Source organism: Methylophilales bacterium MBRSF5 (assembly GCA_001044335.1).
Taxonomy (GTDB): Bacteria; Pseudomonadota; Gammaproteobacteria; order Burkholderiales; family Methylophilaceae; genus BACL14.
The window spans coordinates 596,235-620,652 of record CP011001.1; the positions used below are offsets into that span (position 1 = coordinate 596,235).

Annotated in this window: 18 protein-coding genes and 5 pseudogenes; 11 read left to right on the plus strand and 12 right to left on the minus strand. The window is 33.7% G+C overall.

The window, feature by feature from the left end:
- Positions 1-10: 10 nt before the first annotated feature.
- From UZ34_03275 to UZ34_03320, 10 genes and pseudogenes are all read right to left on the minus strand, one after another.
- Positions 11-988, minus strand: a pseudogene (locus UZ34_03275) (hypothetical protein).
- A gap of 70 nt (positions 989-1,058) precedes the next feature.
- Positions 1,059-1,589 (minus strand): annotated as a pseudogene (locus UZ34_03280) (molecular chaperone Skp).
- On the minus strand, positions 1,567-3,861 hold the full coding sequence (locus tag UZ34_03285; protein ID AKO65148.1) for a membrane protein: 2,295 nt from the start codon (positions 3,859-3,861) through the stop codon (positions 1,567-1,569). The pseudogene UZ34_03280 and the gene UZ34_03285 overlap by 23 nt, the downstream one beginning before the upstream one ends.
- 137 nt (positions 3,862-3,998) lie before the next feature.
- The gene (locus UZ34_03290) at positions 3,999-5,159 is read right to left on the minus strand and encodes a hypothetical protein (protein ID AKO64452.1); all 1,161 of its coding nucleotides are present in this window, start codon (positions 5,157-5,159) and stop codon (positions 3,999-4,001) included.
- Positions 5,138-5,527: pseudogene (locus tag UZ34_03295) on the minus strand (hypothetical protein). Before UZ34_03295 ends, UZ34_03290 begins: the two are co-directional and overlap by 22 nt.
- A 376-nt stretch (positions 5,528-5,903) precedes the next feature.
- Positions 5,904-6,593 (minus strand): hypothetical protein, encoded by a 690-nt coding sequence (locus UZ34_03300; protein AKO64453.1) that lies wholly within the window; start codon positions 6,591-6,593, stop codon positions 5,904-5,906.
- Positions 6,594-6,602: 9 nt separating this feature from the next.
- Complete coding sequence (locus tag UZ34_03305; GenBank protein AKO64454.1) at positions 6,603-7,145, minus strand: ribosome-recycling factor; 543 nt, start codon at positions 7,143-7,145, stop codon at positions 6,603-6,605.
- An 8-nt stretch (positions 7,146-7,153) separates the two neighbouring features.
- On the minus strand, positions 7,154-7,873 hold the full coding sequence (locus UZ34_03310; protein ID AKO64455.1) for a uridylate kinase: 720 nt from the start codon (positions 7,871-7,873) through the stop codon (positions 7,154-7,156).
- Between the two features lie 53 nt (positions 7,874-7,926).
- Entirely contained in the window at positions 7,927-8,802 is an 876-nt protein-coding gene (locus UZ34_03315; protein ID AKO64456.1) for an elongation factor Ts, read from the minus strand.
- Between the two features lie 40 nt (positions 8,803-8,842).
- Positions 8,843-9,574 carry a 30S ribosomal protein S2 gene (locus UZ34_03320; GenBank protein AKO64457.1) on the minus strand — a complete coding sequence of 244 codons (732 nt, stop codon included), beginning with the start codon at positions 9,572-9,574 and terminating at the stop codon, positions 8,843-8,845.
- A gap of 126 nt (positions 9,575-9,700) precedes the next feature.
- On the opposite strand from UZ34_03320, the gene UZ34_03325 reads away from it, so the two are divergent.
- From UZ34_03325 to UZ34_03375, 11 genes and pseudogenes are all read left to right on the plus strand, one after another.
- Positions 9,701-10,495 (plus strand): methionine aminopeptidase, encoded by a 795-nt coding sequence (locus UZ34_03325; protein ID AKO64458.1) that lies wholly within the window; start codon positions 9,701-9,703, stop codon positions 10,493-10,495.
- Positions 10,496-10,499: 4 nt separating this feature from the next.
- Positions 10,500-12,983, plus strand: a pseudogene (locus tag UZ34_03330) (hypothetical protein).
- Positions 12,984-13,062: 79 nt separating this feature from the next.
- Positions 13,063-14,292: pseudogene (locus UZ34_03335) on the plus strand (hypothetical protein).
- 98 nt (positions 14,293-14,390) lie between these two features.
- Positions 14,391-14,909: a membrane protein gene (locus UZ34_03340; protein AKO64459.1), complete on the plus strand. Its 519-nt coding sequence runs from the start codon at positions 14,391-14,393 to the stop codon at positions 14,907-14,909.
- Complete coding sequence (locus tag UZ34_03345) at positions 14,909-15,820, plus strand: stearoyl-CoA 9-desaturase (protein ID AKO64460.1); 912 nt, start codon at positions 14,909-14,911, stop codon at positions 15,818-15,820. Before UZ34_03340 ends, UZ34_03345 begins: the two co-directional genes overlap by 1 nt.
- Positions 15,820-17,067: an FAD-dependent oxidoreductase gene (locus tag UZ34_03350; protein AKO64461.1), complete on the plus strand. Its 1,248-nt coding sequence runs from the start codon at positions 15,820-15,822 to the stop codon at positions 17,065-17,067. The genes UZ34_03345 and UZ34_03350 overlap by 1 nt, the downstream gene beginning before the upstream one ends.
- Positions 17,064-17,792, plus strand: a complete 729-nt coding sequence (locus UZ34_03355) for a hypothetical protein (GenBank protein ID AKO64462.1) — start codon at positions 17,064-17,066, stop codon at positions 17,790-17,792. Before UZ34_03350 ends, UZ34_03355 begins: the two co-directional genes overlap by 4 nt.
- A gap of 2 nt (positions 17,793-17,794) precedes the next feature.
- Entirely contained in the window at positions 17,795-19,000 is a 1,206-nt protein-coding gene (locus UZ34_03360) for a cyclopropane-fatty-acyl-phospholipid synthase (protein ID AKO64463.1), read from the plus strand.
- Positions 18,981-19,694, plus strand: coding sequence for a hypothetical protein (locus UZ34_03365; protein ID AKO64464.1), 714 nt, complete (start codon positions 18,981-18,983; stop codon positions 19,692-19,694). Before UZ34_03360 ends, UZ34_03365 begins: the two co-directional genes overlap by 20 nt.
- Positions 19,682-20,797: a hypothetical protein gene (locus tag UZ34_03370; GenBank protein ID AKO64465.1), complete on the plus strand. Its 1,116-nt coding sequence runs from the start codon at positions 19,682-19,684 to the stop codon at positions 20,795-20,797. Before UZ34_03365 ends, UZ34_03370 begins: the two co-directional genes overlap by 13 nt.
- Positions 20,790-22,664, plus strand: coding sequence for a hypothetical protein (locus tag UZ34_03375; protein AKO64466.1), 1,875 nt, complete (start codon positions 20,790-20,792; stop codon positions 22,662-22,664). The genes UZ34_03370 and UZ34_03375 overlap by 8 nt, the downstream gene beginning before the upstream one ends.
- On the opposite strand, the gene UZ34_03380 is transcribed toward UZ34_03375, so the two are convergent.
- Positions 22,630-23,499 (minus strand): hypothetical protein, encoded by an 870-nt coding sequence (locus UZ34_03380; protein AKO64467.1) that lies wholly within the window; start codon positions 23,497-23,499, stop codon positions 22,630-22,632. The genes UZ34_03375 and UZ34_03380 overlap by 35 nt on opposite strands.
- A complete protein-coding gene (locus UZ34_03385; protein ID AKO64468.1) occupies positions 23,500-24,408 on the minus strand; it encodes a hypothetical protein in 909 nt (302 codons plus the stop codon).
- Positions 24,409-24,418 lie beyond the last annotated feature (10 nt).

Consider the following 24,418-nt stretch of genomic DNA (forward strand, 5'->3'; position numbering starts at 1 on the left):
ACTTTCTTAATAATCTTTTTAAAAACATTGTAACTTTAATCCAGTCCTTTTTTTCGAAAAACGGGAAAAAGCCAGTGTACGTCTCCCCTTTTTTGTTTATTGAGCTAGCAATCATCGTTCCTGGAGATATTGTTGTTTCTTTTTCTATATTTAAATGGCCTAAAATCATAGCTGCACCTCCAATTTTGCAACCTTCGCCAATAACAGTGCTTCCTGCAATACCAACACACCCTGCAATAATGGTATTTTTTGAAATAATACAGTTATGTCCAATTTGAACCTGATTATCAATTTTTACACCATCCTTAATAATAGTGTTTTGCAAGGCTCCTCTGTCTATTGTTGTATTTGAACCAATATCAACAAAATTACCAATGACAACCGAACCTAACTGATTAATTTTTACCCATTGATTTTTATCGAGCGCATAACCAAAACCATCCGTACCAATAGTCGCATTTGCGAAAATTGTACAATTCTGACCAATTTTGGTATTTTCCTTAATGACAACATTTTGGTGGATAACTGAATTATCTCCAATTTCAACATCATTTTCTATTTTTACGCCAGGGTAAATTGATACATTTTCTCCAATTTTTACATTGTCTCCAATAACAACAAAATCATCAATAAACGAAGACTTTGGAACATTCGAATTTATTCCTATTTTTACAGATTCTTTTGTACAAGGAATTATTTTTTTTCTATGATCAAAAATGTTTGATAACTTTGAAAATGCAAAATAAGGATCATCTACAACTATGTAATTTGTTTTACAAAAATTAATGTCATCTTCTTTTAATACAACCACTGCGGCTTTTGTATTAATTAAATGAGCCAAGTTTTTTTTATTTCCAGCAAAAAAAGACATATCGCTGTCTTCTGCAAAATCTAAAGAATTTAAACCACAAACAAAAAGGCCTTTTTTTGAGGCCTTTCCATTTATAAGAGTTGCAATTTCGTCAACTGATATTTTATTCTTTTGCATCTTTCTTAGATTCAATTACTTTGTCTTTCTTTGTTTTTTTTGATTCATCTTTTGCATTGGATGAGCCGCCCCCAAGAGCTTTGATGACAGTGTCGGTTATATCTACTTTTGAGCTTGCAAAAGCTATACCGTTATATAAAATTAAATCATAACCCTCGTCTTCGGCCATTTTATCAATTGTTATATTAATTTTTTCTTGAAGATCACCAATCTCCTCTCTTCTTCTAAGATCCATATCTTCTCTTAATTCTCTTTCATCTCTCTGAATTTCTATTTTTCTTTGCTGAAGTCCTCTTTCTGCTTTATCTCTTTGATCATCAGACATGGTTAATGATTCTTTTTGGAATTTCTTTCCATCCGCTTCCAGTGTTTTAATTTTTGCTTTGAGCTTTTCAGTCCTTGAGCTAAACTCCTTATCAAGTTTTTTATTTGCCGATATAGTCTGAGGAGCTTCTTTTAATATTTTATTGACATCTACAATTCCGATTTTTAGTTCCTCTGCATTTATGCTTAAAGCAAAAAAACACAAAATTAAGACTTTAAATATTTTTTTCATAATAATTCCTTTATTTAGAGGTTTAAAATGTTGATCCCATGCCAAACTGGAATCTTTGAGTTCTATCCTTGTTGTCATCATTTAATGGCTCAGCTATAGAGACTTGAAGCGGACCAAATGGAGAGTTCCATTGTACACCCAACCCCATTGAATATCTTATTTCTCCTTGTTGATAATCTTCAGCTGTGGATAGTGATTCGTTATCAGAAAAAACGCCACCGGCATCAAAGAACGTGCTCAATCTAAATGAATCATTTTTCTTTAAGCCAGGAACTGGAAAAAATAACTCCGCACTCACAAGTACTGATTTATTTCCACCTGTTGTGTAATATCTATTGTTCGATGTATTTTTATATTTTGGTCCAATTGAGCTTGTTCTATAACCTCTTACAGATCTTACGCCACCCATGTAGAAATTTTTAAAGAATGGCATATCATCGCTACCATAGCCATCAGCATATCCCAAGGAACCTCTTAGCTTGAGGGTGAATTTCTTATTGTCATCAAGTGGTTTGTAGTATTCGGATTGAGCTTGAAGTCTAAAGTACTGCAAATCCATAACAGGTGCTGTGACAGTGGCAGTGTATTTGGTCATCATGCCTTCAGTTGGAATTAATACATTATCTCTTGTATCAGTCGTAATTCCAAGGTCAAATGCAACAGAATTAGCTGAACAATCAACATTTCCAGAAGCTGAAGCTTTATTACAATAATCTTTATATAAAGTTGGGGATCTATCAGTTAACTCCAGCTCGGTAAAATCTAAAGTTGCACCAAAATTTAAAAAATCTTTCTCACTTAAAGGGATTCCAAAGTTAACTCCACCACCGTACGAGTATGTATTGTATGTACCTATACCTCTTAATTTTGCCGTATTACGATCCCTCTTATATACCTGAAATCCTCTTGAAACTCCATCCTCAGTGTAATATGGATCTGTATAAGAGAGCGAATAAGTTCTATTGATTCTGCCTGTGCTTACACCAAGAGCAACAGTATTACCGCTACCCGCAAAGTTTCTCTGGCTGACATTAAAAGATCCCATTAAACCTTCGGCAGAACTCACTCCGGCACCAACCATAATTTTTCCAGTGTTTCTTTCAGTGACATTCACATTTAAATCGACTTGATCTGTATTTCCTGGAACAACAGCAGTATCAACATCAACGGCACTAAAGTACTGAAGCCTGGTAAGCCTAAATTTTGATCTTGCAACTTTTGATTCGTCATACCATGAGGATTCGAATTGCCTCATTTCTCTTCTTAAAACCTTATCCTTGGTCCTTGAATTTCCAATAAAATTTATATTTCTAACATAGATCTTGCTGCCAGTATCCACAAAAAAATCGTAGGACACCCTTTTATTTTCTTCATCAACTTTAGAAATTGGGTTGATATTAGCAAAGGCATAACCAAAATTACCCAAGTATTTGCCTAAATTAGAAGAGGAGCGATTAACTTCTTTGGAACTAAAAATCTCATCTTTTTTTATCGTTATGTTAGATTTTAAATCTTTTTCTGTGAATTCATTTACAGTGCCAGAAATAGAGATATCGCCAAAAGTATATTTATCCCCCTCGTCAACATCTATCGAAATAGTTAATCTTTTTTTATTTGGGGTAATCGAGACGTCAGTGGAAACAATTTTAAAATTTAAATAACCTCTATCTAGATAAAAACTTTTAATTTTCTCTAAATCTGCAGATAAAGATGATTTGGAATATCGATCATCTTTCTCCCACCAAGATAAAATGTTAGTAGCTTTTAATTCCATTATGCCTAACAAATCAGATTCGGAAAATTTAGTTAATCCATTTATTGATATATTAGAAATTCTGGTTAAAGTACCCTCATCAATATCAACCTTGATTGCCACCCTGTTTCTTTCCAAGGGTCTGTAAGATGCATTCACAAGTATATTGTATCTACCCATAGAGTTATAGCTTTTCGATAAATCTTTTTCGAGGTTTGACAACACTTGCTTATCGAAGACGGCTCCTTCATATAAGTTTACTTGCCGAATGCCCTCTCTTAGCTTGTCTTCTTGTATTAATTGATTTCCATTAAATTCAATACTGGCGATAATGGGTTTTTCAGATACAACAACAGTTAAATTACCAGAATCGAACTCCACAGATACATCACGAAACTGGCCAGATTTATAGATATATTTAATGATTTGAGAGGGATCAATGTCATTTACATCATCACCAATATCGAAAGGAATGCTATCAAATATAACACCAGGTTCAACTCTCTGAAGACCTTTAATCTTAATATCATTAATTACTTCAGCGTAAGTTAAGTTGGATATCAAAAATAAAAATATAAAGAATAATTTGTATAAAAGTTTCAATCTTTTTCTTATTTAATAAAATAATGATTGCATTATATATGTTAAAAAGAAATATTCAAAGAAGTTTTAATTAAATCAATAACTTAAAAAACTAATATTTAATTAATTAAATATTTTTTAATTATTTGTTTAATTATTTGTCTGCACATCATATCTGCATCAAGAATTTCATTTATACTTGATCCAATACTATTTAGAGAAATACTAAAAGAATCTTCAATTACAGAAAAAATACTTAAAAAGCTAATTTGTCTTTCCAGGAAGGCATTAACAGCTAACTCGTTAGCGGCATTCAAAACTAAACATGATTTTTCAGAACCATCCAAAGCCATATAGGCATAATTTATTGATGGAAATTTATCATGATCGACTTTAGAAAAATTTAATTTTTCTATAGAAGACAGGTCAAAAGTATCTATGCCTGAGTTAATTCTATTTGGGTAACCAAGAGCATATGATATTGGTATTTGCATGTTAGGCTTAGAAAATTGACATAGTGATGAACCGTCGTAGTAATTTACTATTGAATGAATTATAGATTCCGGATGAACAAGGACATCAATTTGGTCTGATTTAAGATTAAATAAATAATATGCCTCAATAATCTCTAAACATTTATTCATCATTGTTGCAGAATCAATGGTAATTTTTCTTCCCATAGACCAATTTGGATGTTTAAGTGCCATCTCAACTGTTATTTGATCAAATTTAGATTTTGGATAGACTCTAAAAGGACCGCCAGAGGCTGTTAACGTAATATTGTTTATTTCTTTAGAATCCAAGTTCCCGATAACTTGAAAAATTGCATTATGTTCACTGTCAATGGGAATGATTTGTTTTCTATATTTTCTTAATAAGTCTCCAGCCATGACAAGTGATTCTTTATTAGCTAACAGGACTTTTTTATTAGACTGCAATGCCATGTATGTTAGTAATAGACCGGTACTCCCTGACATTGCAGACACTAACGTATCATATAAATCTGATTTTAAAATATCTTGCAATTGATTTATATCGCGTATCACTGTCGTTTGATTGTGTGTCAATCTTGACTTTAAATCATCAATTAGCAAAGAATTATTTAAGAAAGCATACTTTGGCTTAAATGAATTGATTTGTTCAGCCAAAGCAACCGAGCTGCTATCAGCAGTTAAGCAAACAACCTCAAAATTTTGATTGTTTTTTTTAATTACCTCAAGAGTTGACTTACCAATACTTCCGGTAGAGCCAAGTATTATTAATTTATTATCATTAGACATAAAATTGTAATCAAAGGAATTGTATAAATTGCTGAATCTAATCTATCTAATAAACCTCCATGGCCAGGGATTAAATTACCACTATCTTTAATATGATATTTACGTTTAAAAAACGACTCAAAATAATCACCATAAATTGAACCAATAAAAATTAAAACGCTTATCGCCAAAAACTCTAACAATGAGAAATTATCAAAAAAATTCCATGAAAAAGATTGAATTAAAAAAAGGAAAGCCAATGAACCTAACAAGCCTTCATAGGTTTTTTTTGGACTCGTAACGGGAAAAATTTTATGCTTTCCAAAAGACTTTCCGAATAAATAACCACCAATATCAACCGCCCAAATACCAATAAATGTTAGCAATACAAGCAACTTATGCTCAGTTACTAAAATTTCTAAGGAAATAAAAAAGGATGGAATATAAAAAGCTGGAATTATATTAAGAAAAAAATCTTTTGTTTTTAAAAAAGGCGTTAACGGAAACATGAAGCAAAATAAAAAAATAATAATATAAGTAAAAAATTGAAGGTTATTAGATGATAAAAGATAAAAAAATATTAATAGAAAAATATTAAAAAGAATCATTAGAAAATTAAGCTGCTGCATCTTTACTAATTCATAAAATGCCAAGACAGAGGCAACAAACATTAATAGTATGAATAAAAAATCGTTATATATTAGGGTGTAAACAAAAACAAATACCAATGATAAACCAGAGGCCAACCTTAACCCAAAATTAGAATTAATTAATTTTTCCAAACTTTCTAATCTTTCCACTAAAAAATTTAAGAGCTTTTTTGAGATGTATTGGTTTAAAATCAGGCCATAAGACCTTTGTGAAATATATTTCAGCATAAGCAGATTGCCAAAGCAAAAAATTACTCAATCTTGTTTCTCCGCCTGTCCTTATAAGCAAATCCACATCAGGTAAATGAGGAGCATAGAATGCATTTTTAAAGCTTTTTTCAGTTATTTTGCTTGTACTATCTCTTAAAGTCTCTGCAGCAAAAATCAACTCTTCTTTTGATCCATAGTTCGCAGCAAGATAAAAATTATAATCTCTATTTTTTTTTGTAATTTCTTCAAGATTCTTAATTTTTTTTTGCAGCGATGATGGAAATTTTTTAATATTTCCAAGAAGATTAAATTTAATCCTGTTGTCTACCATGTATTGAAAATTTGATTCAATAGCCTTTTCAAATAAATCCATCAAATGTTTTATCTCATTTTTTGGTCGATACCAATTTTCAGAACTAAATGCATATACACTTAAAGATTTAACCCCAGCATCAAAAACTTTTGGAGTAATTTTTGATAATGTTTTTAAACCTTCTTCGTGGCCATTGTTTCTTGGCATATTTCTATTTTTTGCCCACCGTCCATTTCCATCCATAATGATAGCGACATGGTGTGGAATATTATTTTTTGACAAAATGAAAACCTAAATTTCTAACAGATCTTTTTCTTTTGATGTAATTAGATTATCGATTGACTTGATAAATTCATCAGTTAGGGTTTGAATTTTTGCTTGATCTCTTTTTTCATCATCCTCACTAATTAGTTTTTCTTTAAGTTGTTTTTTTAGTTCATCATTACCATCACGTCTTATATTTCGAATTGAAATTTTGGCATTCTCCCCTTCAGATTTAACGACTTTAATTAAATCCTTTCTTCTCTCCTCAGTAAGCGGAGGCATTGGGACCCTGATCAAATCCCCATTGACTGAAGGATTAAGACCCAAATCAGAATCTCTAATGACTTTTTCAATAGCACTAGTTTGAGTTTTATCGTATGGCTGCACATTAATAGTTACGTTATCTCCTAAAGTTACATTAGCCATTTGTGATAGTGGTGTTATTGTTCCATAATAATCTACAGATAAGTGATCTAACAATCCTGTATGCGCTCTACCAGTTCTTATTTTAGAAAAATCATTTTTTAATCTTTCTATGGTCTTTTCCATCTTTATTTTTAACTCTTCCATGTCTTTCCCTAGTTGATAACCAACGTTCCATCTGTAAAATTTTTATTTATAAAATTATACAAGGAATTTTGTTTGAATATATTTATAACGCCAATCGGCATTGATTGCTCTCTGCAGAGGGTAAAGGCAGTAGCATCCATTACTTTAAGTTTTTTATCGATTACATCATCAAATGATATTTGATCAAACTTAACAGCCTTTTGATTCTTTACTGGATCGTCTGAGTAAATACCATTAACTTTAGTTGCTTTAATCATGATATCAGCATCTATTTCAGATGCTCTTAAAGCAGCTGCAGTATCTGTGGTAAAGAATGGGTTTCCAGTTCCGCCAGAAAAGATAACCACTTTGTTTTCACTTAGATATTGAAGAGCTTTAGCTCTTACGTAAGGCTCAACAATCTGTTCGACATTAACCGCTGATTGGACTCTAGTAATGATATTGTTCTTATTAAATGCATCCTCCAATGCGAGAGAATTCATCACGGTAGCTAGCATACCCATATAGTCACCAGTGGCACGGGTCATTCCCTGATCGCCAAGTGAAATTCCACGAAAAATATTTCCACCTCCGATAACAATAGCGAGCTGAATGTCTTGTTCAAGAATTTTTTTAATTTCAATAACGATTTGATTAACAATATCTGGAGAAATACCAAAAGAATTCTCACCCATCAGAGCCTCCCCTGATAGCTTCAATAGAACTCTTTTAATTGGCTTATTTAGCATCTTTTAATTATGACACAAAAAAAAAGGTTGCCTAAGCAACCTTTCTCATTAAGTTAAACTTTCGAGGCCTCTGCAACCTCTGCAGCAAAATCCGATTCTACCTTTTCGATTCCTTCACCGACCACGAAAAGTGTAAAGTTATGAACCTTTGCCCCTTTTGAATCTAATAAATTCTGAATCGTTTGCTTATCATCTTTTACAAACGCCTGATTTAATAATGTCACTTCTTTTAAAAACTTATTAACTGTTCCTGTGGCAATTTTATCTAACATTTCTTCAGGCTTTCCTGCCTCTTTAGCCTTCTCAATTGCGACTCTTTTCTCAGCATCTATAAGATCTTGTGATATGCCAGATTCATCAAGAGCTTTTGGTTTAGATGCGGCAATATGCATTGCAATATCTTTACCTAATTCATCATCACCGCCATCAAGATCTAATAGAACACCGATCTTACCACCATGAAGATAAGAGTGGAATTTTCCACCAGCCGTTCCAGAAATAAATCTTCGTGGTGAAATATTTTCACCAATCTTACCAACAAGATTAGAACGAGTTTCTTCAACAGAAGTGCCATCTATGGACACATTTTTTAGTGCATCAATATCACTTGGGTTTGATTCTAAAATTGCGTTAGCAACTTTCTGGGTGAAATTTACAAATTCATCATTTTTTGCACAGAAGTCAGTTTCTGAATTCGTTTCTAATATTGCTCCTTGCTTTCCATCATTTGATACAGCAATTGAAATTAAGCCTTCTGCAGCAACTCTTGAGCTTACTTTTGTAGCTTTATTACCAAACTTAACCCTTAGCAACTCTTCAGCCTTTTGAAGATCTCCATCAACTTCAGATAAAGCTTTTTTGCAATCCATCATTGGCGCATCAGTCATTTCTCTTAATTCTTTTACCAGAGATGCAGTTATTTCAGCCATTTGTTTATCCTTTTACTTAAAATTAGTGTTTAGTTATTAATTATTCTTCTTCAGCAGTCTCTTCGGATACCGATTTTGCCAAATCAGTAATCGCTTGATTTTTGCCAGCCAAGACTGCATCAGCCATGCCTCTTGCATAGAGGCGAATAGCTCTACTTGAGTCGTCATTTCCAGGAATAACATAAGAAATATTTTCAATAGAGTTGTTGGAGTCAACAATTCCCACAACAGGGATACCTAATTTTGTTGCTTCTTCCACTGCTCCACTTTCAAAACCAACATCAATTACAAATATTGCATCAGGCAAGGATGTCATCTCTTTGATACCACCAATTGAGCGGACAAGTTTTTCATGATCACGTTTAACAGTTAGAGCTTCTCTTTTTTTCAATTTATCAAGAGATCCGTCAGCAATCATAGTTTCAAGTTCATTTAAACGCTTAATAGATTGCTTTACTGTTTTAAAGTTAGTCAACATCCCGCCTAACCATCTATGATTTACGTATGGGCAACCAGCTCTTTCAGCTTCTTCTTTAACAATTTCTCTTGCTTGACGTTTTGTACCAACAAATAAGATTCGCCCTTTGTTTGCAGCAAGGTTTTTTAGAAATTTTGAAGCTTCTTCAAAAAGAGGAAGTGTTTTTTCAAGATTGATAATATGGATCTTATTACGTTCACCAAAAATAAATGATTCCATTTTTGGGTTCCAGTAACGGGTTTGGTGACCGAAATGGACACCAGCCTCAAGCATTTGTCTCATTGTAACTGACATGATATTCTCCTATAGGTTATCACTTCACTCACGCCAAACTAGAGAACTAGCACCTTAGGTGGCATAAGTGCAAATTTTAAAAAAACGCAATTATAATACAATTTTGGTTGTAAGTATAGGAAATACATGTCAGTTACAATAAAAAATGAAGATGATATTCGCAAAATGCGAGTCGCCGGAAAATTGGCTGCGGAAGTCTTAGACTTTATAACTCCACATGTACAACCTGGTGTTACAACGGAAGAAATTGATCGTTTATGCCACGATTACATGGTTAACGTTCAAGATACAGTACCAGCCCCACTAAACTATGCACCTCCAGGTCATGCTCCTTACCCAAAATCAATTTGTACATCGATTAATAATCAAATATGTCATGGAATTCCAAGTGATAGAGTGCTCAAAAAGGGTGACGTTGTTAATATTGATATCACTGTAATTAAAGAAGGTTATCACGGTGACACCAGCCGAATGTTTTATGTTGGTGAACCCTCAATTCAGGCAAAAAGACTATGTGAAATTACATACCAAGCAATGTGGAAAGGTATTAGAGAAGTTGGGCCTGGTGCAAAATTAGGTGATATCGGCTTTTCAATACAACATTTTGCGGAAAGCCACGGATTTTCAATTGTACGAGAGTTTTGTGGGCATGGAATTGGGAAAGTTTTCCATGAAGAACCGCAAGTCCTCCACTATGGAAAAAAAGGAACAGGATTCGAATTAAAAGAAGGTATGACATTCACCATTGAACCAATGGTAAATGCAGGTAAAAAAGATATTCGTATGATGCCAGACGGTTGGACAGTTGTCACTAAGGATAGATCATTGTCAGCACAATGGGAACATACCATTTTAGTTACTAAAGACGGGTATGAAGTCTTAACTATATCCGAACATACACCCCCACCCTTTCTTGATTAATCGCATGGAATCAAAAAAAAAAGATTTTAAATTCATTAAAAAATCATATGACATTAGATTTGATCAAATAAAGTCTCAGTTTTTAAAAAAACATAATAGCTCAGGTTTCTTAAAGCAAAATACGAAACTCTGTGACGATGTTTTAAAAAAATTGTGGGTGATAGCTGATTTAAATGATTCATTTTGTCTTGTTGCAGTTGGTGGATATGGCAGAAAGGAACTCTATCCATCATCAGATATTGATATAACAATCATTACCAATAGCATAGATTCAATCAATATCAATAATGAGAAGTTAGAAAATTTTATTCAACTTTGTTGGGATTTTGGATTCAGGCTGGGTGTTAGTCAGAGGGTAATTGATGAGATATCAAAAGACATAAAAGACATTACAATTGCTACCAACCTTCTAGAGTCCAGGCTCATTTGTGGAAATAACCTTTTATATGAAAAATATAATGAAAAATTTAAAAAAATATTAAACGTTAAAAAATTTATCCTAGCAAAAGTCAAAGAGCAGGAATTAAGGCATCAGAAATTTAGTAAGTCTGGATATCTCTTAGAGCCAAATATTAAGGAATCCAGAGGGTGTTTACGTGACATCCATTTCATTCGATGGCTATGTGCAGCAAAGTATGGAGATCATAACCTCAAAACTTTGTTAGAAAGCAAGGTAATCACCAAAAAACAACTCAACCTAATAAACTTTCATTACAACAAGTTAATCAAAAGAAGAATTTATCTTCATATTGCAACCGACCACCAGGAAGATAGGATGCTCTTTGACTATCAATCAAAGATTGCAAAAGATTTAGGTTTTAAGAATTCATCAAATAAAAAAGCAAGTGAATTTGTAATGAATAGTTTATATAAATCAATACGTTATATAATACTATTCAATGAAATTATTACAAAAAAATTTACTGTTGAGTTTCAATCTAGCAAAGAAAAAGTTGAAGGTTTTAATGAGCTTTACATATCCGATGGACTATTGGAACTTAACAAAAATACAAAGAAAGATATTTCGAAGAAAATCTTTGCATACTTCCATATTTTTCAACGTAACCCATTAATACAGGGCTTTGGACCCAATTTAATTGACCACTTCATAACAACCGCAAACCTTCTTATTGATAAGACTTACAGGTCAGACAAAAATATCCAAAAAGATTTTTTGCAAGTATTTAAAGAAAAACAAAAAGTAAATCGATCATTAAGGTTACTCAACCGATATAACATTTTAGGGAAATTTTTACCTGTTTTTGGAAAGATAATTTCACAAATGCAGCATGACCTATTCCACATCTACACCGTAGACGAACATACACTCAATGTAATCGATAACTTGAGAAGATACAGCAAGGCTAAACTAAAACATGAATCACCCGAATCCCATGAGGCATTCAAAAGACTTAAAGACCCATCCATTCTATATCTAGCTGGTCTATTCCATGATATTGCCAAAGGAAGAGGAGGTGATCATTCAAGCTTAGGCGAAAAGGAAGTTAAGAGATTTGGTCGAATGTTTAACCTAAGCACACCTGATATTCAAACAATTTCGTGGTTAGTAAAAAATCACTTATTAATGTCAAATGTTGCCCAGAAGCTTGACCTTGCTGATCCTTCGGTGATTCGCTCCTTTGCAAATGAAGTTCAAAATCAGGATCGTCTTGATTTGCTATACCTGTTAACTACCGCAGATATTCGAGGCACAAGCCACAAGGTTTGGAATCAATGGAAATCAGTTCTAATTAATGGCCTTCACCAGACAGCGACAAAATACTTGCAAAACAAACTCACTAACGAGCAATTTATTGAGCAAAGAGTGAAGCAAATTCAAAATAATTTAATTAAATATTCAATTGAACCACACATGTATCAAAAAAACTGGTTGCTAATGGGCTCTGAATACTTTACCAAGTTTGAAGCCCTAGAAATATCATGGCACACACGGCTTCTTCTCTCACACGCAAACACACAAAAAACAATTACCAGAGTCAGGCATCAAAAAGGCGGGCAAGGTATTGAGGTGTTGATTTATACAAAAGATAAAAATGATATTTTTTACAAAACTTGCCATTTTTTCAATGAAATATCATGCGAAATCAGTCAAGCTAAAATTTTTACAACAAATCATAACTACGCATTAAATGTCTTTAATATTTCCTATGAAGATGAAAGCTCATTGAGGTTCAAGGACTTTTTTAAGTATATTGAAGAAAATCTCACGAATGTAATTGATCAGGATGTTAGCAAGAATAGCTTTAATACTTCTAACAACCTAATGAAAAAATCAAGACAGGCCAGCTTCCATCAAATTGAGGATTTTATTGAGCTAATAAATGACGATGGGCTATTTCACTTGCAGATCAAAACGGCCAATCGTAAAGCGTTATTATTATCCGTTGCCTCTCTACTAAAAAGATACAACATTAGCCTGTCTAATGCCAAAATTACGACCATGGGCGAGCGTGTTGAGGATCATTTTGATTTCAAAATCAGCAACGACTCACAGTTTGAGCCAAAAAACCTTGAGAATGATCTCTTAAACCTCCTTCAATAACTTCATGAAACACCCAAAATTACTTCGCACACTTTTTTTCACTGAAATGTGGGAGAGATTTAGTTTTTATGGCATGCGAGCCCTGCTGGTTCTTTATTTAGTAAATGCGATGGCTTATCCGGATACCGAAGCCCTTCATATTTATGGCATCTATACCGGATTAGTCTATTTAACACCACTTTTGGGTGGTTATCTTGCCGATAAATATATTAATAATGTAAATGCTATTTTGATTGGCGGGATCTTGATGATGATAGGACATGCCCTACTTGCATTTGAGTCCTTATTCTTCATTGGTCTTGGCTTCTTAGTTGCTGGGAATGGTTTCTTTAAACCAAATATTTCAAGCATGCTAGGTAACCTATACAAATCAAAACCAGAAAAATTAAGAGATGAGGGATTTAGTTATTTCTATATCGGAATTAATATCGGAGCTTTCTTAGCTCCTCTAATAATTGGTTTTATAGGTGAATTTTACAGCTGGCATTTAGGCTTTTTAATGGCTGCTTTTGGGATGCTTCTTGGCTTAATCGTATTTTGCTTAAAAATTAACCAAATTGAGATTTTAAAAAAACAAATTAATTATTCAAAAATTAAAATCTTTTTATTCATAAATGTGGCTTTAATTTGTTTTATCATCTATTCACCAATATGGTTTGTTCTTTTAATCATTCTCACGGTTATATTATTTTTTATTAAGCGATCATCCTTTCCGTTTAATAGAAAAGATTTAAAAAAAATATACTATATTTTTATCCTTGGTCTGTTTTCGGTCATTTTTTGGGTCGGTTTCGAGCAAGCCGGTGGGTCACTTACGCTTTTTACAGATTCAAAAGTGAATAAAAGTTTTTTTAATTTCACCATACCAACCACATTCTTTCTTGCCATTAATCCACTGATCATTATTTGTTTAGGTACGTTTATTGCTAAAATTTGGTTTCGTATAGATTCAAGATTTAGAACTGAAACGCCAGAAAAAATGAGTCTCGGACTATTATTGATGAGTTTGGGATTTATAATTTTGACACTCATCCAGGATATGGAAAATATTCACTTCGCTTGGATTGTCCTTATTTATTTTTTTCACACACTGGGTGAATTGTGTCTGTCGCCAACCAGCTTATCCATGGTAACTAAAGTGGCACCAAAAAAAATTCAATCTTTCATGATTGGTTTATGGTTTCTGACCTTTGCCATTGCTAGCTATCTCGCAGGACTCCTTCCTTCACTTGTTCAAAACTTGGACCTGAACTTATTTAAGTTCATAAGCATCATAACCATGTTAGGAGCCATTGCTCTAGTTATATCCAGACCTTATTTACGAAAGTTATTATGAAAAAAATAGTCCTTATAATATTTACACTAATTTCCGCCTGTGCAACAAACGGTCTTCCTAAGATTGAGCCCGTGGAGGAGGTTTCGTTGGATGATTTTATGGGAGATTGGTATGTGTTGGCCCATATCCCGGCGCTGATTGAAAAAAATGCTTTTAATGCAGTGGAAAGTTACTCTTTTAATTCAACAGACCAGGTGATTGAAACTACTTTTACCTTTAACAAAGGTTCCTTAGATGGCCCAGAAAAAATCTACAGACCAAAAGGGTTTGTTGTTCCTGGAACAAATAATGCTGTTTGGGGGATGCAGTTTATTTGGCCCATAAAGGCACAATATATCATCGCTTATATTGATGAAGGCTATGAGAACACAATTGTCGCTAGAGATAAGAGAGACTACCTGTGGTTCATGTCACGAACAATAGACTTACCTACCGAAAAAAAACAATGGATTTATAAAAAAACCACCGAACTGGGTTATGATAAGAATATGTTACGTTTTGTCCCTCACAACTAATGAAGCATTTCTTATTAAAAATTTTCGATAATAATTACGCTGAGAAATACTATCAAAAACAAAAAGGTGTTGATGGAGACACAATCGACTGGTTCAGGGTTATCCCCTTCATCCTGATCCACTTTGGAGCTTTGGCAGCCCTTTGGACCCATTTTGAATGGTATCTAGTGTGGGTGGCCCTGATTTTATTTGTAATTCGCATGTTTGCCATTACAGGCTTTTATCATCGCTACTTTGCACATAAAACCTTCAAAACATCTAGATTGATGCAATTCATCTTTGCCTTCATTGGATCAACAGCAGCACAACGAGGTCCGATTTGGTGGGCATCACATCACCGACGACATCATCTAAATTCAGATAGGCATAATGACCACCACTCACCACACACGCATCACTTTTTATGGAGCCATATGGGCTGGTTCCTCGCCAAGAAAAACTTTCTAACCGATCGCAAGGTTGTTCGCGACTTAATAAAGTTTAAAGAATTAGTCTTAATCGACCGTTTTGATTGGTTTCCCCCCGTCCTATTACTTTTATCTTTATTTGTGATTGGTGAGTACTTATCATTAACTTCAGGCATCAGCGGTTTGAATATGGTTATCTGGGGTTTCTGTGTATCAACAATTCTTGTTTATCATTGCACATTTGCCGTCAATTCCATTGCTCACTTATGGGGAACACAACGATACAACACAAAAGAAGAAAGTAAAAATAACTTTTTGGTTGCCCTGCTCACTTTTGGAGAGGGTTGGCACAATAATCACCATCATTACCCTGGATCTATCAGACAGGGATTCTATTGGTGGGAAGTTGACCTAACTTACTATGCACTTAAATTTCTGTCCTTTTTAGGGATTGTTTATAATTTAAGAACGGTTAGTAAGGCGATAAGACAAAAACATAACTGATGAAAATAGCAGTAGTAGGTTCGGGTATCTCAGGCCTCACTCTGGCCCACTATCTAGGAAAAAAACATCAAATCACACTCTTCGAAAAAGACAACCGTGTTGGTGGGCACACGCATACCCACTCTCTAACCATAGATAATAAAAAAATTAACGTTGATTCAGGTTTTATTGTTTTTAACAAAAAAACCTATCCCAATTTTTTAAAATTAATCAACGAACTTGATGTCCCTTTTCAAAAATCATCAATGAGCTTTAGTGTTCAATCTAAACTAAATGGTCTCGAATATAATGGAAACAATTTTAATACCCTATTCAGTCAAAGAAAAAATATTTTTAATGTTAGATTTTGGGTAATGATATGGGAGATATTGAAATTTAATCAATTAGGGAAAAAGTTACTCAAAACGCCTGCCTCTCAAATCAAAAATATCACTATCGAAGAGTTTTTATGCTCTTATAACTTTTCAAATTATTTTATGACCAACTACTTATTGCCGATGACCTCAGCCATTTGGTCTTCAAGCTTTAAAGATGTAAAAAAATTTTCATTACTATTTTTTTTAAGATTTTTAAATAATCATGGCATGATTAATATCAACGACCGCCCCCAATGGCTGACCATAAAAAATGGGTCTAAGACGTACGTGGATCAAATAATAAAAAAACTGAACGGTTCAATTATCCTAAACGCAAATATCCAATCTATTTATCAGAATGGAAAAAAATGTGTTGTGCAAACAAAACAGAGTAATTATTCATTCGACCACGTTTTTTTTGCCTGTCATGCCGACCAAGCGCTTAAATTAATTAAAAAGCCAACACCCACACAAAAAAAGATACTTGGGCAATTTGCCTATGCAAAAAATAGTGCCGTATTACATCGAGACTCATCACTCATGCCCAAAAGCAAAAGAGCATGGGCGGCATGGAATTATCATGTTGATAAGAAACTTATTAGTGATGTCACGGTGTCCTATAACATGAATATTTTGCAAAATATCAGAACAAAATCAGATTTACTGGTTAGCTTAAATATTGATAAAAAAATAAACAATAAAAAGATTTTAAAAAAAATAACGTATGAGCACCCCACATTTAACCTAAACACCTTTGCAGCTCAAAAGAAGCAGAAGTTATTATGTGATGGACACTTTGCCTTTGCGGGAGCCTACTGGGGAAATGGTTTCCATGAGGATGGAGTTGTCAGCGCGCTGAATGCCATAAAATTTAGCGGGGTAAATAATTGAATCAGGGAATTTACAGTGGCGTGGTCACTCACGATCGAATTGCACCCACAAAAAATAAATTCTCATACAGGTATTCGATGCTGATGCTTGACCTGGATGAGGTCAACCTAACTTTTCGGCGGTCTTTCCTCTGGAGTTTTGATCGTCCAAATATTGTCTGCTTTAGACAAAAAGATTATTTTCGTAAATCAAGGCACTTAAAAAAGGATTTAATTGACTTTTTGACCACTAAAAAAATTAAGGGGGTAAACAAAATTTTTATACTGACAACTCCTCGTGTTTTCGGGGTGTGCTACAACCCGGTCAGCTTTTATTATTGTTACCAGGACTCTACCCTAAGGGCCATAATATCTGACATCAATAACACGCCCTGGAATGAAAGATTCGCCTATGTTCATCATTGCAACCAAGAAGATATAACCCACACCTTTAACTTTGATAAAGAGTTTCATATATCCCCTTTTATGCCTATGCATATAAAATATAACTGGCAATTTACAAAACCAAATGATGTTATCGTTATAAGCATGAACAACAATCTTAATAGTGAAAAAGTATTTAATGCTACCCTTAAATTAAAGAGAAGATCGATTTCAGGACTTAGCTTATCTTCATATATATTTAAATATCCATTATCTCCTCTTGAGACTATTTTTAAGATATATTGGAATGCATTAAAACTCTGGTTTAAGAAAACTCCATTCTATTCACACCCATTAAAATAAATATGTTAAAAAAACTCCTTTTTTCAAACCTCAAACACTTGAAGCATGCTGATTTAGTGATTTATGATGGCGACAAAAAACATGTATTTGGATTAAAAAAAGAGCCTCTAAAGGCAGAAATCGTTGTAAAAGACCAAGCCTTTTATAAGTACATAATTTTTGGTGGCTCCATCGGTGCGAGTGAAGCTTACATGAATGGATACTGGAGTAGCCCAAATTTAACTAATGTCATTCGTGTCTTTGCTGTAAATCAACAATTAACAGAAAAATTAGAAACGAAATTTAACTTCTTTATCAAGCCGCTCTTCAAACTAATACATTATCTCAATAAAAACTCTATAAAAAATAGTGAGAGAAATATTTCAGCACATTATGATTTAAGTAATGATTTCTTTAAATTATTTTTAGATGAAACAATGATGTACTCATCAGCCATTTTTGAAAATAAATCCCAATCATTGCACCGCGCATCCTTAAACAAACTGGATATTATATGCAAAAAACTTCAACTCAAAAAAACCGATCATATCATCGAGATAGGAACTGGCTGGGGTGGTTTTGCGACATATGCAGCTGAAAAATATGGTTGTAAGGTAACTACAACAACCATATCAAGGCAGCAATATAATTTCGCCAAAGAGTTAATTAAGAAAAAAGGGTTAACAAAACAAATTAACTTACTCTTTAAAGACTATAGACACCTGAGTGGTCAGTTTGACAAATTGGTATCCATTGAGATGATAGAAGCAGTTGGCCATCATTATTACCCCGAATATTTTAAACAGGTAAGCTCTCTTCTAAAGCCGACTGGTATGGGATTAATTCAAGCAATTACCATTCGTGATCAAAGATACAAGCAAGCCATAAAGACTGTAGATTTCATCCAAAAATATATCTTCCCAGGGTCATGCATTCCGTCAATTGATACCATCCAGTCAACCATTACAAGACACACCGACCTGATCATCTCTGATCTAGAAAACATTAATGCGCATTATGCGAAAACGCTCACGCTCTGGCAAAAATCTTTTAACAAGAATAGTAAAAAGATTATGAGCCTTGGGTTTGACGAGAGATTTATGAAGATGTGGAACTACTATTTTTCTTATTGTGCTGGTGGCTTCCACGAAAGATCCATCAATGATTTCCATATTCTTTTATCAAAACCATTAAACCGCCTACCTCAAAATGAAAAAGATCTTCTTTAAAAATGATGCAGAATTTAATAAATTTGTTGAGAAAGCCGATGATTTAGGCCACCGAAAGACCTTTCATAAAAAAAACAAAATAATTAAAATTTTTAACGTAAGGGGATATATATCCAGTGGTTTTTTCAATACTTACGCCAGCCGCATCATTAAAAATTCTATTAGATTAAAGGAACATGAAATCCCATCAATTGAAATTACCAACGAAATAGCTTTTCAATACAACAACAGATTGTCCGGTGTTTCATACAAATACATTCCAGGCAAAACATACCGTGATTTAGGTAACAAAATCACAAAAGAAATGATAACCGACTTGGCTAAATATATTTCAATCGTCCATAAAAAAGGCATCTATTTTAGAGCGATGCATCTAGGTAACATTCTTCTCCATAATAAAAAATTGTTTCTCATAGATATCGCTAAGATTCACTTCTACCCATGGTCATTGTTCATCTTTACCAGAGCGCGTGCGTTTAGAAGAATGATTAAGTACAAAGATGACATTAAATATTTCGGCTTGATAAATTATAAAAATCTCATAAATGAATACATGAATATAAGCCAATTTAACTCTTTTGAGAGGTTTCGATTTCAGCTTTATTTGACAATATTTAGCAAAATTAAATATAAATATTTTAAAAAAACTCTTGGTGCCACAATATTGCTGGTGGTTTTGTTATGGCTGATTTGAGTGTTGGAATAATTGGTGGCGGTATTGCAGGAATTTGTTCTGCAGTTGCACTTAAAGAATCTGGATTTGGCGTTGCATTATATAGTGATGAAAAACAATACCAACAGAATTCTCCTCCCTACGCATCACTTAATCCAAAATATGGCATTGCCTCATATAATCACAACTTACTGCATTTTCATGCGATCAGGTATGCCAAAGAATTTTATACCAAACATTTAGACAGAACCTCCATCGCCTTTCCTGGACTCTATCGTTTTATTAGCAATGAAGACTTGAATGAAAGAGTGAAAAAAACAGTTCAAAATAACCCATTCCTTTCCGAAGAAATCAGTGTCGTCCGCCATAAGAGTGAGCAAAATGCAATTTTTTACAAGACAGCTGGCTGGATTAGTACTGATACCCTTTTGAACTTAGAAATAAACAAATCCCAAATTGAAATAAAACAAATCCAATCACAATCAACAGGACATCGGTTGATCGATGCCAATGGAAAAATCATTGCCAATCATGATGTCGTTATCTTATGTAACCCTCAAAGTATAAATACTTTATTAGGTCAAAAAATTATATGTGAGCACTACTCTGGATCAATCCTACAAGGAGATTATCAATCATCAGAAAAGGTTAATCTATCAAAAGACGGATATATAATTTTTGATGATAAAACTTTTGCATGCGGGTCAAGTTACCATAAAAATAAAGATATTAAGTATATAGACCAGAATGAGGAAGAAAAGTCACTTGAAAACAAGGTAGGCTGGTTCGATGATATATCAAAGATTCAAAATGCAAAAAAACAAATATGGACTGGGAGCCGTTATACAACAAAACAGAGAATCCCATACGTAGGTAAAGCGCTAAAAGAAGTAAAGCAAAGTCATAATAGAATGGAATTTATTTGGCGAGATAATATCTTAATAAATAGCTTTTATGGCTCCAAAGGTTTTACCTTAGCACCGCTTGCTTCAAGGATTATAGTTAAAATGCTGACTAACGATCTTGATGAGCTTGATGCTAAATTTTTAAATTATTTAAACCCATATCAAAACCTTATCAAAGGACATAATAAAAAAAATATAATTGGCTTTAACTATGCATGATCTCAACAAAACGCTTGCCGACCTAGAATCACAAAATAAATTCGATGAAGCCATACAGCTATTAAAAAAAGAACTCAAAAAAGCGCCCCGGGACCTTTCAATTCAAACTGAAATTGGTAACTACTATGCTATGGCTGGAGATTTTGAAGAGGCCCTGGGCTACTTTCGAAGGGTATATCATATCTTTCGCAACAATGACCATCTCGCTGAATCAATTTCATTTTGTCTCAATAAACTTGGGAATGATGCATTTCTAAAAAGAAATTATCAACAATCGAAGCTATATTTTGAAGAGCTAATAAACCATGAGAGTAATAATTGGCGGCATTTTTATAATTACGCCAATGTCTTGCAGGCCAATAATGAAATTAAAATCTCTGTCAGTCATTATTTAACTGCATTAAGCAAAGGAGGTAGAGGCGATGAAGACCTGTATAACAATTTAGCGAATGCCTATCTAAAACTTGATAACTTATATGAGGCAAAAAAATGCTATGAGAAATCATATCAGCTTAAAAAAAATGACAATGCCTTAGTCCAATTGCTTCATCTGAATCAAAAGATTAATGACTGGAATGAGTTTGATACCCTAATGAAAGATGTTCATAATCGACTAAAGGATGAGAATTTTTCTTTTCCACCCTTCCCTATGCTTACCCTACCAGGGATCTCGAATGAACAATACTTAAACATCGCCTGTCAGTGGAATAAAAAATTATCATTTGAACCAGAAATGCAATCCATGTCCACTAAAATAAATTACAGAAAAGCTAAAATTGCCTACATGTCCTCAGATCTAAGGAATCATCCCTTATATTATTTGGTGCATGATGCCCTGTCATTTCACGATGAGGAAAAATTTGAGGTAATTTTCCTATTTAATGGTGTTGAGGAGGAATCAAAAGAGCATTTATCTTTTAAAAAATTATCAACAAACTTTATTAACACTTTTAATATGTCCGATCATGAGCTTGTTCAAAAAATTAGTGATTTAGAGATTGATATTCTGGTCGATTTATCAGGGTTTACAAAAAATAGTAGGACAAATATCCTAAAATATCACCCCGCTCCAATTCAAGTTAACTGGCTCGGCTATCCTGGGACATTCGGAAGTTTCAATGATAAACCATTGAGTGATTTCATATTTGCGGATGAAATTGTTATTGATAAAAAAAATACAAAGTTCTTTTCTGAACAAATCATTAATTTAAAACCGACCTACCAACCCAATAATTTTAAAAGGCCTATAATAAAAGTATCAAGAGATACATGCCACCTCCCGGATGATCATTTTATCTTTGCCAGTTTTAATCAAAATTTAAAAATAACAAAAGATATCTTTGATGTCTGGATAAATATACTCCAAGAATGTCCAAAGTCATCCCTATGGATACTAATGCAAAACGATATTTCAAAAAGAAATATTAAAGAATATGCTAGGGAAAATGGTCTTGATGACAAAAGAATAATTATTGCAGAGTATGCTCCTATTGAGGAGCACATAGGCAGAATTGAGCATGCAGATCTATTTTTAGACTGTTATCCATACAATGCACATACCACCATAGCTGATGCAATTTACCAAAATAAGCCTACTATCACGCACATTGGTGAAGCAATGCAATCGAGAGTTGGGGCAAGCCTATTGCATGCCATCGATTGTTCTGAAGAGCTGGTATTTGATAATCTCCAAGATTACCAGAAACAAGCTATTTTCTTCTATAACAACCAAGAGTATTTAAAAGATTTAAATGAAAAAATCAATAACAAAAAGTATGTCTTATTTCAGCCTGACGTATATATAAAAAATATCGAAGAAATTTATTTAAAGCTTATTTCAAAGCAGAAAGAGAAATTGCAAGAATAATAAATGCGCCACCAACCAGGTCTTTAACGCCCAGTATTTCGTTCGCCAGCCAGTAAGATGACAAAGCAGCCACAACAATCTCAAAAGTAAAAATAGGGCTTGCTTTAACAGGATTAATTTTAGGTAATCCGTATTGGATAATCAGCGTCGAACAAAAAAGAAGTAAGCCTACGATGAGTAACAACAATAGACTTTTTGGATTTATCAAATTAATAACATTTAAATCATTAGTTATTAGTATTAATAATGCTCCACCAATCGCCACCCCTACCCAAATCGCAAAAGATTTTGATTGATAATGAATCTTGCTAAATTTTCTTGCCAGCACATTAGTGCAAGCAAAGAAAATTCCAGCTAATAGTGCAAAAAAATCGCTGAACCCAACATTCATTAAAAATGAATTAGGATCGAATAAAATAATAAATCCACCAACAATCGACAGTAAGGCAATATATGCATCTTTTTTTTGAAATGTATCGTTAGGTATTAAAAAATAGCTTAAAAATATCGTCCACAGAGGTGACATAAAGAAAAGTAACATCGACCTGACAACATTTCCATTAACAACAGCAATCACATATGAAATATTCGTGACACATCCCACCAAAGAAAAAATTAGCAAAGATTTCAGATTCAAAAGGATATCGTCATGTCTTTTTGGAAACACAAATACCAATGCGAGTATGCTGGCAACCATAAAGGTCAGGGAGCTAGCAGTTATCGGATAAATTTGATTCAGCTCAAGCAGCCTATAGGGATACCAAACCAGGCCCCAAAATACTGTCCCGTAAAGTAAGCAGCTTAAGCCTACAACCTCTTCCCTTTTCATCGGCATTTAATTGATAAATTGTTTGATCGCATCATTAATCTTTTGGTAGATGTCAATTTCGAAGGGATCGTAAATCTGGATATCCTGCATGGACCTGAGCCAGGTGATTTGTCGCTTTGCCAATTGTCTCGTGGCAAACAAGATTTTATCGAATAACTCCTCTTGCTTTATCTCCCCCCTTAAAAACATGCCAACCTGTCGGTATCCTATTGATCGCATAGAATTAGAATTCCAGCTTAATTCAGGGTATTTAACAAATAACCCTTCCACCTCCTCCACCAAGCCCTCCTCTAGCATGGTTTTAGTCCTAAGTGAGATTGCATCATGAAGCTTTTTTCGATCATTGGGTACCAGGGCAATTTTAAGGATATCTTTATCATGGGTGGAATCTTCCTTAGGATTTTTGTTATAAAAACTGGATAGAGGCTGATCAGATATTAAAAATACCTCATAAGATCTCATCAACCTCTGCTTGTCCGTATTGACAATTTTTGACAGAGGGTCGACCTCCATTACTTTTGCTGCAAGCCAATCTAAACCATTAACGTTAACTAATTCCTCTACATGCTTTCTAACGTCTGGAGTCGATCTTGGTATATCGTCAAGAGGGTTAAGGATGGCATTAAAATACATCATAGTTCCACCCACCAAAAGCGGGTTAATTCCCGTGCCATTTAATTGATTTAAAATTTGTTGATAGTGATTTAAAAAATGATCAACTGAAAAATTATCGCAGGGTGAAATAATACTTATCAACTCGTGAGGGTATTTTTTTAATTCATCTGCTGGCAGTTTAGCCGAGCCAATATTGCAATCAGAATAAATCTGTGTGGCATCGACATTTACAAGCTGAAGCTTTAATTCTTGAAATAGTTGTGTTGCAATCCGTGTTTTACCAGAGGCTGTAGGGCCCATTAAAAATACT

What these genes read in the sequence shown, in the direction of transcription:
- UZ34_03290 (AKO64452.1), bottom strand. Translation starts at nt 5,159, where the DNA reads ATGTCTAATGATAATAAATTAATAATACTTGGCTCTACCGGAAGTATT.
- UZ34_03305 (AKO64454.1), bottom strand. Translation starts at nt 7,145, where the DNA reads ATGGAAGAGTTAAAAATAAAGATGGAAAAGACCATAGAAAGATTAAAA.
- UZ34_03310 (AKO64455.1), bottom strand. Translation starts at nt 7,873, where the DNA reads ATGCTAAATAAGCCAATTAAAAGAGTTCTATTGAAGCTATCAGGGGAG.
- UZ34_03315 (AKO64456.1), bottom strand. Translation starts at nt 8,802, where the DNA reads ATGGCTGAAATAACTGCATCTCTGGTAAAAGAATTAAGAGAAATGACT.
- UZ34_03320 (AKO64457.1), bottom strand. Translation starts at nt 9,574, where the DNA reads ATGTCAGTTACAATGAGACAAATGCTTGAGGCTGGTGTCCATTTCGGT.
- UZ34_03325 (AKO64458.1), top strand. Translation starts at nt 9,701, where the DNA reads ATGTCAGTTACAATAAAAAATGAAGATGATATTCGCAAAATGCGAGTC.
- UZ34_03340 (AKO64459.1), top strand. Translation starts at nt 14,391, where the DNA reads ATGAAAAAAATAGTCCTTATAATATTTACACTAATTTCCGCCTGTGCA.
- UZ34_03345 (AKO64460.1), top strand. Translation starts at nt 14,909, where the DNA reads ATGAAGCATTTCTTATTAAAAATTTTCGATAATAATTACGCTGAGAAA.
- UZ34_03350 (AKO64461.1), top strand. Translation starts at nt 15,820, where the DNA reads ATGAAAATAGCAGTAGTAGGTTCGGGTATCTCAGGCCTCACTCTGGCC.
- UZ34_03360 (AKO64463.1), top strand. Translation starts at nt 17,795, where the DNA reads ATGTTAAAAAAACTCCTTTTTTCAAACCTCAAACACTTGAAGCATGCT.
- UZ34_03365 (AKO64464.1), top strand. Translation starts at nt 18,981, where the DNA reads ATGAAAAAGATCTTCTTTAAAAATGATGCAGAATTTAATAAATTTGTT.
- UZ34_03370 (AKO64465.1), top strand. Translation starts at nt 19,682, where the DNA reads ATGGCTGATTTGAGTGTTGGAATAATTGGTGGCGGTATTGCAGGAATT.
- UZ34_03375 (AKO64466.1), top strand. Translation starts at nt 20,790, where the DNA reads ATGCATGATCTCAACAAAACGCTTGCCGACCTAGAATCACAAAATAAA.
- UZ34_03380 (AKO64467.1), bottom strand. Translation starts at nt 23,499, where the DNA reads ATGCCGATGAAAAGGGAAGAGGTTGTAGGCTTAAGCTGCTTACTTTAC.
- UZ34_03385 (AKO64468.1), bottom strand. Translation starts at nt 24,408, where the DNA reads ATGGGCCCTACAGCCTCTGGTAAAACACGGATTGCAACACAACTATTT.